The sequence below is a fragment of the Celeribacter sp. HF31 genome (assembly GCF_011806455.1).
Lineage (GTDB): Bacteria > Pseudomonadota > Alphaproteobacteria > Rhodobacterales > Rhodobacteraceae > Celeribacter.
In genome coordinates this window covers 1-16,441 of record NZ_JAATOT010000007.1, presented here as the reverse complement: position 1 = coordinate 16,441, position 16,441 = coordinate 1, and the positions used below count along the sequence as shown (strand labels likewise).

General features: G+C 61.5%; 11 protein-coding genes. 5 read left to right on the top strand and 6 right to left on the bottom strand.

Annotation, left to right across the window (positions count from 1 at the left end; translation table 11 throughout):
* Positions 1 to 307 precede the first annotated feature (307 nt).
* The 5 genes from HCZ23_RS15060 to HCZ23_RS15040 are packed head-to-tail and all read left to right on the top strand — an operon-like array spanning position 308 to position 9,186.
* Complete coding sequence (locus HCZ23_RS15060; RefSeq protein ID WP_167602572.1) at positions 308 to 3,325, top strand: Ig-like domain-containing protein; 3,018 nt, start codon at positions 308 to 310, stop codon at positions 3,323 to 3,325.
* Positions 3,326 to 3,384: 59 nt separating this feature from the next.
* The gene (locus HCZ23_RS15055) at positions 3,385 to 4,716 is read left to right on the top strand and encodes a TolC family protein (protein ID WP_167602571.1); all 1,332 of its coding nucleotides are present in this window, start codon (positions 3,385 to 3,387) and stop codon (positions 4,714 to 4,716) included.
* Positions 4,713 to 7,397 (top strand): ATP-binding cassette domain-containing protein, encoded by a 2,685-nt coding sequence (locus HCZ23_RS15050; protein WP_254870334.1) that lies wholly within the window; start codon positions 4,713 to 4,715, stop codon positions 7,395 to 7,397. Before HCZ23_RS15055 ends, HCZ23_RS15050 begins: the two co-directional genes overlap by 4 nt.
* The gene (locus HCZ23_RS15045) at positions 7,397 to 8,566 is read left to right on the top strand and encodes an HlyD family type I secretion periplasmic adaptor subunit (protein ID WP_167602570.1); all 1,170 of its coding nucleotides are present in this window, start codon (positions 7,397 to 7,399) and stop codon (positions 8,564 to 8,566) included. Before HCZ23_RS15050 ends, HCZ23_RS15045 begins: the two co-directional genes overlap by 1 nt.
* 20 nt (positions 8,567 to 8,586) lie before the next feature.
* A complete protein-coding gene (locus HCZ23_RS15040) occupies positions 8,587 to 9,186 on the top strand; it encodes an NUDIX hydrolase (protein ID WP_167602569.1) in 600 nt (199 codons plus the stop codon).
* Position 9,187: 1 nt separating this feature from the next.
* On the opposite strand, the gene HCZ23_RS15035 is transcribed toward HCZ23_RS15040, so the two are convergent.
* From HCZ23_RS15035 to HCZ23_RS15010, 6 genes are all read right to left on the bottom strand, one after another.
* Complete coding sequence (locus HCZ23_RS15035) at positions 9,188 to 11,290, bottom strand: exonuclease domain-containing protein (protein WP_167602568.1); 2,103 nt, start codon at positions 11,288 to 11,290, stop codon at positions 9,188 to 9,190.
* Positions 11,280 to 11,669, bottom strand: a complete 390-nt coding sequence (locus HCZ23_RS15030; protein ID WP_167602567.1) for a response regulator transcription factor — start codon at positions 11,667 to 11,669, stop codon at positions 11,280 to 11,282. The genes HCZ23_RS15035 and HCZ23_RS15030 overlap by 11 nt, the downstream gene beginning before the upstream one ends.
* A 27-nt stretch (positions 11,670 to 11,696) precedes the next feature.
* Positions 11,697 to 12,200: a hypothetical protein gene (locus tag HCZ23_RS15025; protein WP_167602566.1), complete on the bottom strand. Its 504-nt coding sequence runs from the start codon at positions 12,198 to 12,200 to the stop codon at positions 11,697 to 11,699.
* Positions 12,201 to 12,218: 18 nt separating this feature from the next.
* Complete coding sequence (locus HCZ23_RS15020; RefSeq protein WP_167602565.1) at positions 12,219 to 14,036, bottom strand: DUF294 nucleotidyltransferase-like domain-containing protein; 1,818 nt, start codon at positions 14,034 to 14,036, stop codon at positions 12,219 to 12,221.
* A 99-nt stretch (positions 14,037 to 14,135) separates the two neighbouring features.
* On the bottom strand, positions 14,136 to 15,875 hold the full coding sequence (locus tag HCZ23_RS15015; protein WP_167602564.1) for a sodium:solute symporter family protein: 1,740 nt from the start codon (positions 15,873 to 15,875) through the stop codon (positions 14,136 to 14,138).
* A gap of 12 nt (positions 15,876 to 15,887) precedes the next feature.
* Positions 15,888 to 16,145 carry a DUF4212 domain-containing protein gene (locus tag HCZ23_RS15010; RefSeq protein WP_167602563.1) on the bottom strand — a complete coding sequence of 86 codons (258 nt, stop codon included), beginning with the start codon at positions 16,143 to 16,145 and terminating at the stop codon, positions 15,888 to 15,890.
* Positions 16,146 to 16,441: the final 296 nt, after the last annotated feature.

The window sequence follows — 16,441 nt, the reverse complement described above, 5'->3', positions numbered from 1 at the left end:
ATATTTTGCAAAGTCGGGCACAACCTGCCGTTGATTTTGTGTTATTTTTGTTAAAATTAAGACGGACGAGGTATTTCTCCCCTAGCGAGCGAATCACTTTTGTGTAATCTGACGCCGAAACAAGCAGTCAACCGCACCGTTTAAAATGAAGTGCGGTTCACCTATCGAGCAAAAGTGAATTGGTACGATGTTGGGCATACAATATTTCGTCCGCGATCAAGCGGGCACAGTAACCTCAGGCACGCTTTCCCTTTCCGGTCCCAGTGAAACCCTTTCGGTTCAGGCAGTGGAAGATATCTCCCTTAACATGTCGAGTGCGGCGATCTCTGGCTATGTGCGCCAGGGCGACGATCTCGTGATCGAGCTGATCGGCGGCAAGGTGATCGTGCTGGACGGCTATTTCGACGGCGAACATGAGCTGTTGCTGTCGGAACATGGCATGATGACCAAAGTCGATTTCATGGCCGAGGGCGAGGGGGATCTCGTTGCGAGCTATATGGACATCGATCTGACGGGCAAATGGAGCGAATACGATCAACTGGCCTTCCTCGATCTCGAACGGGTCGAGCCGGTCGTGGCCCCCGTGGCTGCGGCGGGGCTCGGTTGGCTTGGTCTTGGAACCGCGGCCGCGGGTGTGGCCGGTGTTGCGGTGGTGGACGATTTGCTCGACGAGGACGGCAATGGCGGCGGTGGCACCCCCGACACGACGCCGCCGGATGTCAGCATCCTGTCGGGTGTCGAAAGCACCGACGACTATGTGAATGGCGAGATCTACGATGGCGGCAGCTACACGATTTCCGGCGAGGGCGAAGTGGGCGCCTCCGTCACGGTCGAGATCAACGGCACCTCGCAGACCGTGGTGATCGGCGAGGACGGCACCTGGACGACCACGTTTGACAGCAGCACCATCGACACCGGCGAATATACCACCGGCGTCACCGTGACGGCCATCGACGAGGCGGGCAACACGACCACCGTGACCGACACGCTGATCGTCGACACCGAAGCCGAGGACCTGAGCTTTGACACCGTCGAAGGCGACGATGTCGTCAATATCAGTGAGGCCAGCGACGATGTGTTGATCTCCGGCCAATCCGAAGCCGGCGCCACCGTGGTGGTCGAGCTGGAAGGCCAGACCTTGCAAACCACCGTGGCTGAAGACGGCACCTGGACGGTCACCTTCGACGGCAGCACTCTGCCGTCCGGCACCTATGACAGCACGGTCACCGCGACGGTCACCGACGCCTATGGCAATGCCGCGACCTATACGCATGACATTCTGATCGACCTCGAAACCAACCTGACTGTCGATGGCGGCACGGGCGGCGACGGCATGGTCAACGCCGCAGAAATGGCGGCGGGCGTGACCCTGACCGGTACGGGCGAGGCGGGTGCGTCTGTCACCGTGACGGTTGAGGGCGTGAGCCGCACGACCACTGTGGGCGAGGACGGCACCTGGTCCGTGACCTATGAAAACGGCACCCTGCCGGACGGCACCTACAGCACGGAAGTCACCGCGACCTCCACCGATCTGGCGGGCAACAGCACCTCCGCGACCGGAACTTTCGACATCGACACCGTAACAGGCGTCGCCATCGATGCGGGTCATTCCGGCGGCGACGAGACCGTGAACCTCTCCGAGAGCCAACAGTCGATGAGCTTTACCGGCACCGCCGAAGCCGGCGCGACCGTGGTCGTGACGCTGGCCGGTGTCTCGGTGACGACCGTCGCAGATGCCTCCGGCAACTGGACCGCGAGCTACGCGGCGGGCACGATTGCGGGCGGCGAATATGACACAACGCTCACCGCCGTCTCCGCCGATGCGGCCGGCAACACGGCGACCACCACCAGCGTGGTTCATGTCGACACGGTTGCGGGCAACATCACCCTGACCACGCCCATCGAGGGCGACAATGTCATCAACGCCTCCGAGGCCTCCGATGGGGTCTGGATCACCGGCACGGCGACGCCGGGCGAGACGGTCACCGTCACGCTGGCTGGTGTATCTCATACGGTCACCTCGACCTCGGGGGGCACCTACGCGGCCTTCTTCGCGGCCTCCGAGATCGTGTCCGGCGAATATGACAGCACTGTCACCGCGACGCTGACCGATGGCGCGGGCAACGCGACGACGGTTCAATCCGCCGTGGAGATCGACACCTATGTGTCGAATTTCGCGGAAACCGGCCTCCAGGGCGGCGCCGATGGTATCGTCAATGCCGCAGAGGCGGCCTCTGGCGTGGCGCTTTCCGGCACCGTCGAGGTTGGCTCCACCGTCACCCTGTCGTTCCAAGGTCAAAACTACATGGCCGCCGTCGATGCGGCTGGCAACTGGAGCGCGACGCTTCCGGCCTCGGCCCTGCCGTCCGGCGAGGGCGCGGCCAATGTCGTGATCTCGGCCACCGACCCGGCGGGCAACACCTCGTCTCTCAGCGAGACGATCAGCTATGACACTTTCGTCAATGCTTTGGGCTTCTCGGGCGATGCCAATGGCGATCCGTTCCTGAACCTGGCCGAGATGCAATCCGGCGCGACGCTCACGGGCTATGTCGAACCGGGCTCGACCGTCTATGTCACGATGGGTGGCGTGCGCCGTCTGGCCTCTGTGGCGCAGGACGGCAGCTGGACAGTGTCTTACGCGCCGGGCGAGATCGCGGAGGGCTCTTACGAGGCCAACGTGCTGATCGAAGCCACGGATGCGGCGGGCAACACGCGCTCCGAGACCTCCACCATCACCGTTGACACCGACATCGAGGCGCCTCTGGTCGAGTCTGTCACGCGCGGCGTCGATGGGGTCCGCTCGATCTCGATCTCCGAGACCGATGATGACATCTCTGTCTACGCCTTGGACGAGGACGGTTCGTCTTCTGAAATCACCCATGCGGATTACGATCTCGGCTCTGAGACGCTGCTGAACTTCGGCTCCAACGTCTCGAACGGCGACCAGATCGTGATCGCCTCCGAGGATGCTGCGGGCAACAGCTCGGACACGCTTTTGGTGCTCGACACCACGAATGAACGTCCCGACGGCGCCTATTTCGAGGTCGACATCGACAATGCGGGGCTTGAGCAGTTCGACCTCGGTGCGATCGATCTGCAATTCGTCAACGGGGGCGAAGTGACGCTCTCCGCCGCCGATCTGGACCGACTGATCGGCGAGGAGGGCACCTTGACCATCCATGGCGGCGAAGACGACCGTGTGGTGCTCGAAGGGGCGTCGGTGACGGGGCAGTCCGCTCTGATCGACGGGCAGACCTACGACATCTATACGCTGGGCGATGATCAGGTGCTGGTCGATCACGATATCGAGGTGGTTCTGCCGTAAGAGCAAAATTTGGCGGGGGACATCCCCCGCCAGACCGAAGGCACGTGGGGGCATAGGCAATGACAGTTCGGACACAGCTCAGCATCCTGATCGGTGCGGCAATGTGCCTGTCGGCCTGTGTCGGCTCCTCCGGCATGCTGGGCGGGCTGTCTGACATCAAACCTGTCGCTGCCCTAAAAGGTGAAGGGACCGCCAGCAACAGCACGACCCCAAGCCTGACAGCCGCCAACACCGACACGAATTCTCCGATCATCTCCGATCTTCTCGCGCGGCGTTCCGTTTTGCGGGATGGCTCTGCCTACGACAGGGTCGCCGAGGCCGTGCTCTCCACCTCTTCGGGGGTGGCCGAGGCCGAATTGCGGGCGTCCAAAATGCGCGCTGTCGCCCGGTCCAAGAACTGGCTGCCCACCATTGGGCCCTCGATCTCGCTCGATGCGCTGGGACAGGTGGCCGCCGGGCTTTTGGTTGATATGACGCTTTACGACAATGGCAAGCGCCGGGCCGAACGCGCCTTTGCCGCAGCCGACGTCGAGGTCTCTGCCGTCGCTCTGTCGCAGGACATGAACGACCGGCTCTACGAGGGGCTGACGCTCTATATCACCATCTCGGAAGCGCGCGAAAAGGCTGGTATGGCCGAGCGCGGGCTGGGCCGGATGCATGAGTTCAACCGCGTGGTGACGGAGCGCGTCAAAGGCGGTGCGTCGAGCCTGTCGGATCAGCGTGTCGTGCGCTCGATCATCTCGGAAATGGAACATGAGGCGCGCACCCACCGCGAGGCCGAAGACAGCGCGCGCGCCGAATTGGCGGCGCTGACCGGTGGGGCCGCTTTGCCGGCTTTGGATCAGGCAACCGGGGTGGCTTTGCCGCCCTCGGGGTTGACCTCTCTTGAGGTTTTGCGGGCCGAGGCCGAGGCCAAACGTGCCGTCGCCGAAGCTCAAGCGCAACGGGCCGCCATGCTGCCGACGCTCAGCGCCTCAACGCTTTTGGGGCAGGGCAACAGCTCGTCTGTGGACTATGCGGGTGCGGGCCTCGGCCTTGGCACCTCCGCCGAAATGGAAGCCAGCCGGGCGCGTGAGGCGGCGGCCACCGCGGCCATCGACAAGGCCCGTGAAACCGCCGCCCGCCGGGATGCGCGGCTGACCAATCACCTCACGGCGCTGCGACGTCAGGAACGCGATGCCGCCGATCTGGTGCAACAGACCCGCGCCAATTACCGCATTTTCCAGGATCAATTCGAGGCCGGGCAGAAATCCGTCATGGACGTTTTGAACGTCTACGAACAGATGATCCGCGAAGAGTTGAAACACATTGATCTGAAATATGAAATTGCCTTGACCGAGTTGGAAATCGCCCGCGTCAACGGGGCTCTGGCAGATGGGGCGTCGATTTGAGCAAAGCCCCGAAACTCGCCTTTAAACTCACCTCCGCGAAGCCTTCTGTGCCGACGGATGTGTCGAACGAGGTCAAAGCGCCGAAAGCGCCATTGACGGTGCATCTTGGCGCGCCGAAGACGGAGGTGAAACCGGTCACACGCGCTGCGCCTGCATCGACATCCGCCGATCCTTTGGCCGAGAAAAAGCGCGCGGCCAAAGAGGCCCTGCGTGCGAAGGCCGCTGAAGCCGCCGCCGAGGCCCGTGCCCGCGAAGACGCGAGCGCCAAGGCGCGCGAAGAAGAGCGTTTGGCACGGGAGGCCGCCAAGGCCGAGCGGTTGCAAAAGGCCCGCAAAGCTGCCGATGCGACCCGCAAACCGAAACGCGATGCGGCAGAGGTCAAGGCCGAGGTGAAAGCCGCCGCCAAAGCGCGTCAGGTGGAGGCGACACAGGCGCAAGCTGCTGCGCTCCCCGAAACGCAAGCCCCTGGTCCTGCGCCGGCCCCTGCACCCCAAGAGATCGTTGAAGCGCCCGCACAGCGCGCGGTCGAAAGTGCTCCAGAGCCTGCGCCGCGTCCTCAGCCGGTTTTCTCGCGTCGCCACATCCAGCGCGCCGAGCTTGTCGCCCATATGGCAGCACAGTTTGGTCAACGCGCGATGGTCTCCGACCTGTTGGAAAGTTTCGCCGATCAGACGGGCGACGATGTTACGCCCGAGGCGATGGCCCGCGCGTTGGAGATGACGGGGCTCAAGGCCGAGGTGGCGCGACCAACATCTTTGAGTGCGAAATTCTGGCCCGCTCTGGCCTATATGTCCTCGGGTCATGTGGTTTTGGTTCTGAAACAAAAAGGCCAGGTTCTCACCCTCTTCGATCAAAGCGCGCCGGATCAGCGCGCCGAGGTGCCTCTGACCGAATTCGCGCCGTTCTTCTCCGGTGTCGCGGTGCGGGCCGGAAAGTCGCTTGAGACAATTGCCGCCAGTTATGTGCCTGAAATATCAAAACAGCATTGGTTTTGGGGCCAATTTGGTGCGTTCAAACGTCAGATCGGCGAGATCGCTCTGGGCTCTCTGGTGGCCAATATGCTGGCCGTCGCGGTCGCGATGTTCTCGCTCCAGGTTTATGACCGCGTGATCCCGCATCAATCGCAGGCGACGCTTTGGGTGTTGGCGCTGGGGGCCGCTTTGGCCATCGGTTTCGAGGCGGTTTTGAAACTCGCTCGTTCGCGATTGATGGACGGTGCCGGGCGTCAGATCGAGATGCGCGTGCAATCCATGTTGATGTCGCGGCTCCTGGGGATGCGCTCGGATGCACGTCCGACCACGCCGACAGGGCTATTCTCTGCGATGCGGGAATTCGGCTCGGTGCGCGAATTCTTTACCGCTTCCACCATCGGTTCTGTCGCCGATATTCCCTTTATTTTCCTGTTCTTCGCCTTGGTGGCGTCTATCGCCGGGCCGGTGGTGATCATCTTGGGCCTAGGCGCGGTGATCATGGTCGTCCCCGGCTATTTCATGCAAAAACGCATGATGCGTCTGACGCAGGAGACCCAAGGCGCCTCGGCCAAAGCGACACGTTTGCTGCACGAAGCCGTTTTCGAATTGGACACGATCAAGACCCAGCGCGGCGAAGAGCGCGTGCGCCGCATCTGGGACGAGCTGAACCTCTTGTCCGCCGCGAAATCTTCGGAGCAACGCAAGTTGGCAGGCGTGTTGACCTTCTGGTCGCAAGCGGTGCAACAGCTCACCTATGTTCTGGCCGTTGTGGCCGGGACTTACCTTGTTTTTGCGGGTGAATTCACCGTGGGGACGATCATCGCCACCGGCATTTTGACCTCGCGCACTTTGGCGCCTCTGACGCAGCTTTCGGGCACCATGGCGCGGTGGACCAATGTCAAAACCGCGCTCGATGGGCTGGATGCGATCGCGACCGCGCCGCAAGATTCGGGCGAGGATCGCAACTTCCTGCGACGCGCTGAGATCACCGGCGCCTATGCCCTGCGCGAGACGCAGTTTCGCTATGACCCGGAAGGTGCGCCGACGTTGGATCTGCCGGCCGTTGATGTCAAACCGGGACAGATTGTGGCGGTTCTGGGCGCCAATGGATCCGGGAAAAGCACATTTCTCAAACTGCTTGCGGGGCTTTATGCGCCGACGCAGGGGCGTGTGCTGCTCGATGGCGCAGAGATGAGTCAGATCGACCCGCGCGACATTCGCCGCTCTGTCGGCTATCTCGGCCAAGATGTGCGGCTCTTTGCCGGGAGCCTGCGAGACAACCTCGATCTGAGCGGTCTGGAACGCAATGACGACCGTCTTTTGGCCGCGCTGGATTTCGCGGGGCTTGGTGCTTTTGTCCGTGGGCATCACCGCGGGCTCGATCTCGAAATTCGCGACGGCGGCGAAGGGCTTTCGGTCGGGCAGAGGCAATCCATCGGCTGGGCACGGCTTTGGTTGCAGAACCCGTCTGTGTGCCTGCTCGATGAACCCACCGCAGCCTTGGATCAGGCGCTTGAAACCGCCTTGGTGACCCGTTTGAAGTCTTGGCTTTCGGGCCGCACCGCCGTGATCGCGACGCATCGTATGCCCATCGTCGGGCTGGCGGACCGCACGATGGTGTTCAAGGGCGGTCGCATGGTGGTAGATGGCCCGCGTGATCAGGTCATGGCGCATCTGTCGAAATCCCAAAGTCCTGGCGGGCAAGCGTAATGGTCACGCTCGACGACATGCTGGATCGCGACATGGATCGTCCTGGTTGGGTGATCCGCATCGTGGGGCTGATCGTGTTGGCGTTCCTGCTCTGGGCGGCGATTGCGCGGGTCGATGAGATCGTGCGCTCAGACGGTCAGATGATCTCAAGCTCCCGCCCGCAGATCGTGCAGAACCTCGAAGGCGGTATCCTGTCCGAGCTTTTGGTGCATGAGGGCCAAGAGGTTGCGCAGGGACAGGTGCTTGCGCGTTTGCAAGGCACGGAGTTTCGCACCTCCGCCGATGATCTTCAGGAAAAGCTTGATGCTTTGAATGTGCGTCAACTGCGGCTTGAGGCGGAGATGGCGGGTGAGGGGGCCTTTGATGTGTCCGATGATCTGGCCGCGCGTGCGTCCGATGTCGTGGCTTCTGAGCAAGCGCTTTTGAGCGCTCGCGTCGCCGATTATCTCGCCCGTAAAGACGGCGCCATGGCGGTGCTCCAACAGGCCGAAAACGAGCGGTCCCTGATGGAAGATATGCTGCAAAAAAACGTGGTTGCTCTGATCGAGGTGACCCGCGCACGCAAGGCACATTCGGACGCGCAGCTCAAATATAATGAGATCGTGACACAGGCCGATTTGCAGCGCGCCGAGGAATATTCCGATACGCTCAAGGAAATTGCGTCGGTGAAACAGGCGCTGACGCTGGCGAATGATCAATTGGATCGTACCGTGATTACGGCGCCCATGCGCGGCATCGTCAACAACCTGACGGTGACCACCATCGGCGGCGTGATCCGTCCGGGCGAGGAATTGGTCCAGATCATTCCCGTCGACGAAGAGCTGTTCATCGAGGCACAGGTGCGGCCCGAAGACATCGCCCATATTGAGCCGGGACAAGACGCGACGATCAAGCTTTCGGCCTATGATTACACCATCTACGGCGCGCTCAAGGGCAAGGTTCAGGTGGTCTCCGCCGACACCTTCAAAGACGAACGTGATCCGAACGCGCAGCCCTATTATCGGGTGACCGCCACCGTCGATCTCGACAGCCTCACGGAGCGGCAACAGCGGATCGAGATCCGCCCCGGCATGCGCGCGCAGGTCGAATTGCACACCGGCTCGAAAACCTTTTTGCAATATCTGCTGAAACCGCTCTACAAATCACGCGAGGCCTTCCGCGAACCCTGACGGATCGCTAGGCTGATGTCATGATGACAAATGTTCCCATTCGCGATGCCGCCACGGTGGTTCTCTTGCGCGACGGCGCAGAGGGGCCTCGCGTGTTGATGGGGCAACGGGGGCGCAGTGCCGTGTTCATGCCCGGCAAATTCGTTTTTCCCGGTGGCGCAGTGGATGCCGAAGATTTCGCGGCCCCCGTGGTACTGGACCCGCAAACCCTGCGCCGATTGTCGGCGGAGGCCTCGCCGGAATTGGCATCGGCTTTGGTCACGGCAGCGGTGCGGGAATTGCGCGAAGAAACCGGATTGTTGCTCAAGGAAACCCGCGAGGCGGAGTTCATCTTTCGCGCCATCACGCCGCCGGGCCGCCCGCGCCGGTTCGATGCGCGGTTCTTCCTGATCAAGGCCGAGGATATCGCCAATGACCCGGATGATTTCTCCCGTGCCGAGGATGAGCTGTCGCTTCTGCAATGGGTGACGTTGGAGGGCGCGCGGGCGTTTGATCTGCCTTTTGTCACGCGTGTTGTTCTGGCCGAAGTCGAGGCGGCCCTCCACAAAGACATGCCGCCAGACCATGTGCCGTTTTTCGATCACCGCGAGGCGGTCGGCAAAATTCGTGCGCTAATCTGACCTACGCGGGCTCATTGGCATCTTGCAAAAGCCGTTTGTGTTTGCGCATCTCCGTGAGGGCATCGCCAAAGGTGCGGATGCCTTTTTCCTCGGCCATGCGCAGCAATTTGATAAACACATCCGCCGTCGCAATCGTGTCCCCCATGGCGGTGTGACGTGCCTCTGGCGGGATTTTGACGCCGAGACGTTTGGAGATCGCATCGAGCGTGTGCTCTTCGGATTGGCCAAAAACGATGGCGGACAAAAGCACGGTGTCGAGCACGGGATTGGTGAATTTCGCGCCGATCTCGGCCTCGTGACGGCGCAGGAATTCCAAATCAAACGGCGCGTTATGGGCGACCAACACGGCACCTCTGGCAAAGCTGTGCAATTGCCGTCCGGCCACGTCGATTTTGGGCGCGTCCTTCACCATGGCGTTGGTGATGTGATGCACCTCCGTGGCGGATTTCGGAATGGTGCGACCGGGGTTCACAAGCTGGTCGAGGGCTTCGGTCTCGATCACCTTGCCATTCACCACACGGAGCGCGGCGATCTGGCAAATCTCGTCGCCTTGGGACGGCAACAGTCCGGTGGTTTCCGTGTCAAAGACCACATAAGACAGGTCCGAGAGCGGTGTGTCCATCAACTCTTTTGGTGGGGTTTTCGATAGAAGATCAAAGTCATAGGTCACGGCACGACGGCCATCGCCCAAGGTGCGGCGCAAACGACGGGCTTCGCGGATCGGAAGTTTCAGAACCGCGCGCGACGCGCGACCGAATTCGGGCCAGATCTCCGTGCCATGAGCCTCCAGAATATCGCGTCCGCTCATGTCGACGAGGCCCACGTCGAGGGTCTCAGACAGCCAGCTTTCCAACAGATCGACCGACAAGGGATCGCCACTCCACCCCAGCGCCAGCATCGCGCCACCGCCCTCGTCGCGGCTGATCAAAAACGACAGCGCGCGGCCGCCGGTGCGGGTGATGTGTCGGGCGATATGGGACAGAAGCGTGATGATCTGAACCGCATCCAAGGTGAGCGCCATGGCGTCGGAGGCATCAGCAGCCAGCGGAATGTCATCTTGTTGCAACTGCGCAGAGAGCGCATCGCACAACTCGGCACTGCGCACTTGGGCCATCGGCCACCAGTTCGCTTTGCCCGCCTCATATTGATCGTCGAGCGTGGCGATGACGCGGGTCAGTTTCTCCATCTCATCGACCAAAGCGCGGTCAAGACGCGGATCGCTGCGCAGGCTGTCGTCGGCGTCGCGCGCGGCCAGCGTGGTTTGCAGAGAGGCGATGGAGGGGCGCAGCGTCGCGAACAGGCGCGACAGGAGTTTCTCGCGTTCGGCATGGACCGTGAGGTCAGAGGTCACATCATCGAGCGTCAGCACATAGGGCGGCGTGATGTCGCCCTCATTCGGAGCATGCATCAGGCGCATGCGGGCGGAGAGCACCTCGCCGCCATGCGTGGTGGCAACCGTCAGGGGCAGCACATGCCCATCGCCGCCTTCGCCCGCGCAAAGCCGCGTGTAGGCCGATTGAATCGGACGCGCGCGCAGGAAATCGAAAATCGAATGATCGAGGCCGGGGGCGTGATCGGCAGACATGAGATCGGCGGCCGCACCATTATAGAACGCGATCTTGTGATGGCCGGAGACAAGCACGATCCCAAGCGGCATCTCGGCAGAAAGTGCTGTGAGCTTTTCCTTTTCCTCGATGAGCCGGGTGGTTTCCTGCGCGACGCTTTCGGCCAGTTTGTTGCGCGTGGCGGTGAGGTTTTCCGTCACCGCGCGCGCGGCGGGGGCCAAGTCGCCCAGATATCGCGCGGTTTTCTCGTCCAGAGAGTCATCGACATCTGCATGCGCCCGCGCCAGCATGCCACCCGCGAGCCGCTGGATCGGGCGGGCGAGGTGTTCGTCGAACAGGAACCAGACCCAGGCCACCACGGCCAACGTGGCAAAGCCCGCGATCACGCCGGCAAAGACAAACCCGTCTATGGCGCCGGGGTTGTCCATCCGGGCAAAGCCGAGGTAAAGCCCGACGGCCTCGCCGGAGATCGCGACGATGGCAAGAAAGGCGAAAAATAGAAAGACCCGTAGCCGCAAAGACCAGTGTTCAATTTTCATGCGCACCTCCTGCGATCAGGCGAGCGACGGAGCCCAAAAGATCACTCATGGCAAAGGGTTTCGTCAAAAAGGCATTCGCGCCCATGGCCACGCCTTTGCGCTGTTCGGCCTCGGAGGCGCGCGCGGACATCATCAATACGGGGATGTGGGCCAATTCGGCATCGCGGCGCAGACGCTGGCAAACTTCATAGCCCGACAGCCCCGGAAGCGTCACGTCAAGAAGCACGAGATCGGGCTTTTGCGCGCGAATATTGGGGAGAGCCTGATCACCATGGGACACGCGCAAAAGCTCATAGCCCGCGCGGGTCAACAACACCTCGATGGCGATGGCGATATTGTCCTCATCCTCAACCAGAAGGATGCGCTTTTGATCTGCCATATGTCTCCTCCTCCCCTTCTGATGATGCTACCTCAACTCATCGCAAGCCGTCCGCAATATCGGTTCATTCTCGTCCATGTCATACCATGTCGCGCCCGAGAGATCGCCCTCCGGCAAGCCGACGGTGTCGGCGCGGCGCGACAGGAGGCAGTCGAAAGCCACCGGCACGATGGCGCTTTCGGAGCGGCGGGCCAAAAGATACATGTCGGTTTCCACCATGGCGCCGTCGACCTTGGCGCCTTCTTTGTCCAAGGCGATGAACTGTGTGGTGACCGGGAACACGAAGGTCCAGGGCCGCCAGATCTGGCGCTTGTCGACGGTCATGGCGGTGATCTTGCTCTCGCCAAGCCCTTGTTCGGCGCGCGAGAACCACGAGTAGTCCGACCAGATCGTAAAGGCCAGCATGGCGAGACCGGCGGCGGCGGGCATCGCCCATTTCGGCATCGGCAGGCGCAAGAGTTTTTGCAGCGCAAGGATGATCCCGGCGGCACCGACGCCTGCGGAAATGGTGGCGATAAATTCGAGAAGCATGGGGTTTGACCCTCTTTGTTATGAGCGCGCGGAGGATGATCCGAGCAAAGATTGCATGGTGCGCACGATGACGAAGGCATCGCGCAGGTGGGAGCGTTCAAACGCCGGAAGCGCCGAAGGGCTCAGGAAATTGTCGGGTTTGCGGCCGCTGCGGACCTGTTCGGCCTGATGTTCGAGGCGCGCAGTGGCGATCATGTCATAGGCGGCCAAGAGGTCCTTGCCGCCGGTTTCCGAAATCACCCCGGCTTCGATCGCGCCTTCGATCCGCGCGCGGGTGTTGGCGGCGGTCAGCTTGCCCTGAAGCGCGTAGACCCGGCCCAAATCGACGATGGGGACGACGCCGTTGGCTTTCATGTCGAGCCGATTGCGATGCTCGCCGGATTTGATCGTCGCAAAGCCCCTGAGCAGTCCCAGAGGCGGCGTGTGTTTCAGAGAGTTCGAAATCATATGCGCGACGAAGATCGAATTTTTCGCCGCGGCCTCCAGAGCGGTTTTCTGCAAGGGCGTGAACAGGCTCTCGTCCCCCGCGATGGGGCGCAGGTCATACATGACAGAAGCCAGCATCTGTGCCTCATTGTCCGGTGCCGCGATCCATTTGTTGAAATAGCTCTCCCAAACCGAGAGGGGTTGGCACCAGCGGTCGGCCATCGCCATCATATCGCCCGGGCAATAGACATAGCCGCAGGCGTCCAACCCGTCGCAGACAAAGCGTGCCAATTTGCGGAAGTAGTCCATGTCCGCGTCCGTCGCCGCGTTGTCGATGATCAAGCAATTGTCCTGATCCGACACGCCGGTCTGTTCGCGTCGGCCTTGGGAGCCGCAGGCGGCCCAGAGGTATGGCACGGGGGCGGGGCCGAAGTCTTCTTCGGCCATTTTGAGCAGGCGCCGCGTGACGATATCGGCGATGTCGGTGATTTTGCGCGTCACCACATCATGGGCCAGATGGCTGCCGACGAGCTGCATGAGAAACTCGGGCAGGCGCGCGGTGACGGCGGCCATATCGGCGATGCTTTCGGCCTTGCTCAGATCGAAGACCATTTGGGTCTGGCTCGATCCAAAGAACCGCGTGATGTCTGTCTGGGTGACCATGCCGACCAGCTTGCCGCCTTCGACGATGGGCAGGTGCCCGATGTGGTTCTCCAGCATGACGTGGATCACATCGGTGCCAAGCGCGCCGGGGGTGAGCGTGATCGGGTCTTTCGCCATGATGGCGGAAACGGGCAGGGCGGTGTCTTTGCCCTCGGCCAGCACCTTGTTCGTCATGTCGCGCACGGTGACGAGGCCCAGGAGGCGCTCGCCCTCGGTCACCGCGACGGAGGACACTTTCGCGTCGCGCATGAGCTGCGCGCACTCGGCAATCGGTGTCGTCTCCGCACAGCTCACCGGCGCCTTCGCCATGAGATCGGAAACATGTTGGGTCATGAGGCCTGAGGCCGCTTTGGGTCGGGCCTGGCCGCGATTGAAGTAGCGGGCAAATTCAGGGTTCGCGGAGACTTCGGATTTGAAGGCCTCGGGCGTGAGCAACAGCACCGTACAGGCAGAGGCCGCCGTCGCTGTGGTCGCCGCCATGCCGTCACGCAAAAGCCCGCGCTCGCCGAAATGGTTCGACTTTTGCAACAGCGACATCTGCGCGCCATTGGCGTCGGTGATTTCGACAGTGCCGTCCTTGATCAGATAGAGGCCCTCGAGCAATTCGCCATGGGCGTAGATCACCTCACCTTCGGCATAGGTCTTGCGCGAGAACCCGGTGGCAAGCTCGGCCAATTCACTTTGTGGCAGGACGTCATAAGGGTGGGTGATCTGAAGGAAGTCGATGATCTTGGCTGTGGCGCTCATCGCTGGCCTCCCGGAAAAAGCGGTTCAAAAAAGGGCGCGGAAGATGACCCCCGCGCCCAATATGAAGATGGACTGGCGATGACGCCAGCCCAAACCTTTTTAGTGGTCGACGGCTCCGCCAGCACCGCGCGGGATGCGGACGCTTTCGACGAGTTCCTGGATTTCCGCCGGCGGCTCATCCGAGGCGTTGGACACCACATAGGCCACGACGAAGTTCACCAGAGCACCGATGGACCCAAAGGAGGTCGATTTGATCGACAGCAGAAGCGGATCGCTGTCGTCAAAGGAGTTGGTGCCCGGGATGAAGAACCAGCCCTTGTGCAGGAAGATGTAAACAACGGTCACAGCGAGACCAGCGATCATGCCGGCCACGGCGCCCTTGTTGTTCACGCGCTTCGAGAAGATGCCCATCAGGAGTGCCGGGAAGATCGACGATGCTGCCAGACCGAAGGCCAGAGCCACGGTTTGCGCCGCAAAGCCCGGAGGGTTGAGGCCCAGGTAGGTCGCGATCACGATGGCCACGGCCATGGAGACACGCGCCGACATCAGCTCGCCTTTTTCCGAGATGGAGGGGTTGATCTGCGACTTGATGAGGTCGTGAGAGACAGCGGAAGAGATCGCCATCAACAGACCGGCTGCGGTCGACAGAGCAGCAGCAAGACCACCAGCCGCGACCAGAGCAATCACCCAACCCGGCAGGTTCGCGATTTCCGGGTTCGCCAACGTGATGATGTCGCGGTTCACGGTCAACTCGTTGTCGGCAGAGCCGTTGTACTCGATCAGACCGTCGCCGTTCTTGTCATCAAAGGCCAGCAGACCGGTTTGTTCCCAGTTGCGCACCCAGTCGAGGCTTTCACTGTTCTCGATCGCGTCGAGGGACACAGCTTCGCTCTGCGTGCCATTCGGGTAGAAGGTGTCGATCAGGTTGACGCGCGCCATGGCGCCCACAGCCGGAGCGGTGAGGTAGAGAAGCGCGATGAACACAAGCGCCCAACCGGCCGAAGACCGGGCATCCGCCACGGTCGGCACGGTGAAGAAGCGCACGATCACGTGCGGCAGACCCGCAGTGCCGATCATCAGCGACACGGTGAACAGGAACATGTTCAGCGTGGTGTCGGTCTGACGGGTGTATTCCGCAAAGCCCAGGTCTTCGAGCATGCCGTTCAGCGTCTCGAGGATCGGCAGGCCGGTGGACTTGGCGTCTGCGAACAGGCCAAGCGGCGGGACCGGGTTGCCGGTCAGCTTGAGCGAGATGAAGATCGCCGGGATGGTGTAGGCGGTGATCAACACGACGTATTGTGCCACCTGGGTGTAGGTGATGCCTTTCATGCCGCCGATGACGGCGTAGAAGAACACGATGGCCGCGCCAATCAGGAGCCCGGTGGTGTTGTCCACTTCGAGGAAACGCGAGAACGCGACGCCAACGCCGGTCATCTGGCCAATCACGTAGGTCAGGGACGCGGTGATGAGGCAGATCACGGCCACGGTGCGGGCCGTTTGGCTATAAAAACGGTCGCCGATGAACTCGGGCACGGTGAATTTGCCGAATTTGCGCAGGTAAGGCGCGATCAGCATAGCGAGCAAAACGTAGCCGCCGGTCCACCCCATCAGGTAGGCCGAGGTGTTGTAGCCGCCGAAAGAGATGATCCCCGCCATGGAGATAAAGGAGGCCGCAGACATCCAGTCCGCGCCCGTGGCCATGCCGTTGACGACGGGGTGTACGCCCCGGCCCGCCGCATAGAATTCAGATGTGGAACCCGCGCGGGCCCAGATCGCGATACCGATGTAGAGCGCAAAGGTCGCGCCCACAACGATAAGGTTGAGGGTAAACTGATCCATTGATGATGCTCCTTATTCGTCCACGCCATGTTGCTTGTCGAGTTTGTTCATCTTCGCCGCGTAGGTGAAAATGAGCACGAGGAACACGAGGATCGAGCCTTGCTGGGCGAACCAGAAGCCGAGATCCGTGCCGCCGATTTTGATGCCCGCAAGCATCGGGCGCAGCAGAATGCCGAAGCCGAAAGAACAGATGAACCAAATCACCAATGAGATGCCGATGATCCGCTTGTTGGCCGACCAATAGGCATTGTTTTCTGAATTTTCCGCCATGAGTGCGGTCCTCCCTTTTGTCCCAAACCCGAGGCTTTTGAAACCATTCGGGTCCTTTAAATCACGACCCCCGCCTCCTCGCGGGACCCGCTCTTTTTGCCATCTCACTCCAGTTTCCCGTTTCTGGCGTTCCCTTGGGGTGAGGGCGCATCACCCCTCATTTCGTGGGGGTGATGCTAATAGCCTACCATATCTGCGAAAATGTCACGCAGATTTTTGGTACAGCGAATTCGCGATCAGCTCCTCGACGACGGCGGGCTCAGCCAGCGTGGAGGTGTCGCCCAAAGACCCGGTGT

Coding starts and splice junctions, on each gene's coding strand:
- HCZ23_RS15035 (WP_167602568.1), bottom strand. CDS start 11,290: ATGAAAATTGAACACTGGTCTTTGCGGCTACGGGTCTTTCTATTTTTC.
- HCZ23_RS15045 (WP_167602570.1), top strand. CDS start 7,397: ATGGTCACGCTCGACGACATGCTGGATCGCGACATGGATCGTCCTGGT.
- HCZ23_RS15060 (WP_167602572.1), top strand. CDS start 308: ATGTCGAGTGCGGCGATCTCTGGCTATGTGCGCCAGGGCGACGATCTC.
- HCZ23_RS15020 (WP_167602565.1), bottom strand. CDS start 14,036: ATGAGCGCCACAGCCAAGATCATCGACTTCCTTCAGATCACCCACCCT.
- HCZ23_RS15010 (WP_167602563.1), bottom strand. CDS start 16,145: ATGGCGGAAAATTCAGAAAACAATGCCTATTGGTCGGCCAACAAGCGG.
- HCZ23_RS15040 (WP_167602569.1), top strand. CDS start 8,587: ATGATGACAAATGTTCCCATTCGCGATGCCGCCACGGTGGTTCTCTTG.
- HCZ23_RS15030 (WP_167602567.1), bottom strand. CDS start 11,669: ATGGCAGATCAAAAGCGCATCCTTCTGGTTGAGGATGAGGACAATATC.
- HCZ23_RS15025 (WP_167602566.1), bottom strand. CDS start 12,200: ATGCTTCTCGAATTTATCGCCACCATTTCCGCAGGCGTCGGTGCCGCC.
- HCZ23_RS15055 (WP_167602571.1), top strand. CDS start 3,385: ATGACAGTTCGGACACAGCTCAGCATCCTGATCGGTGCGGCAATGTGC.
- HCZ23_RS15015 (WP_167602564.1), bottom strand. CDS start 15,875: ATGGATCAGTTTACCCTCAACCTTATCGTTGTGGGCGCGACCTTTGCG.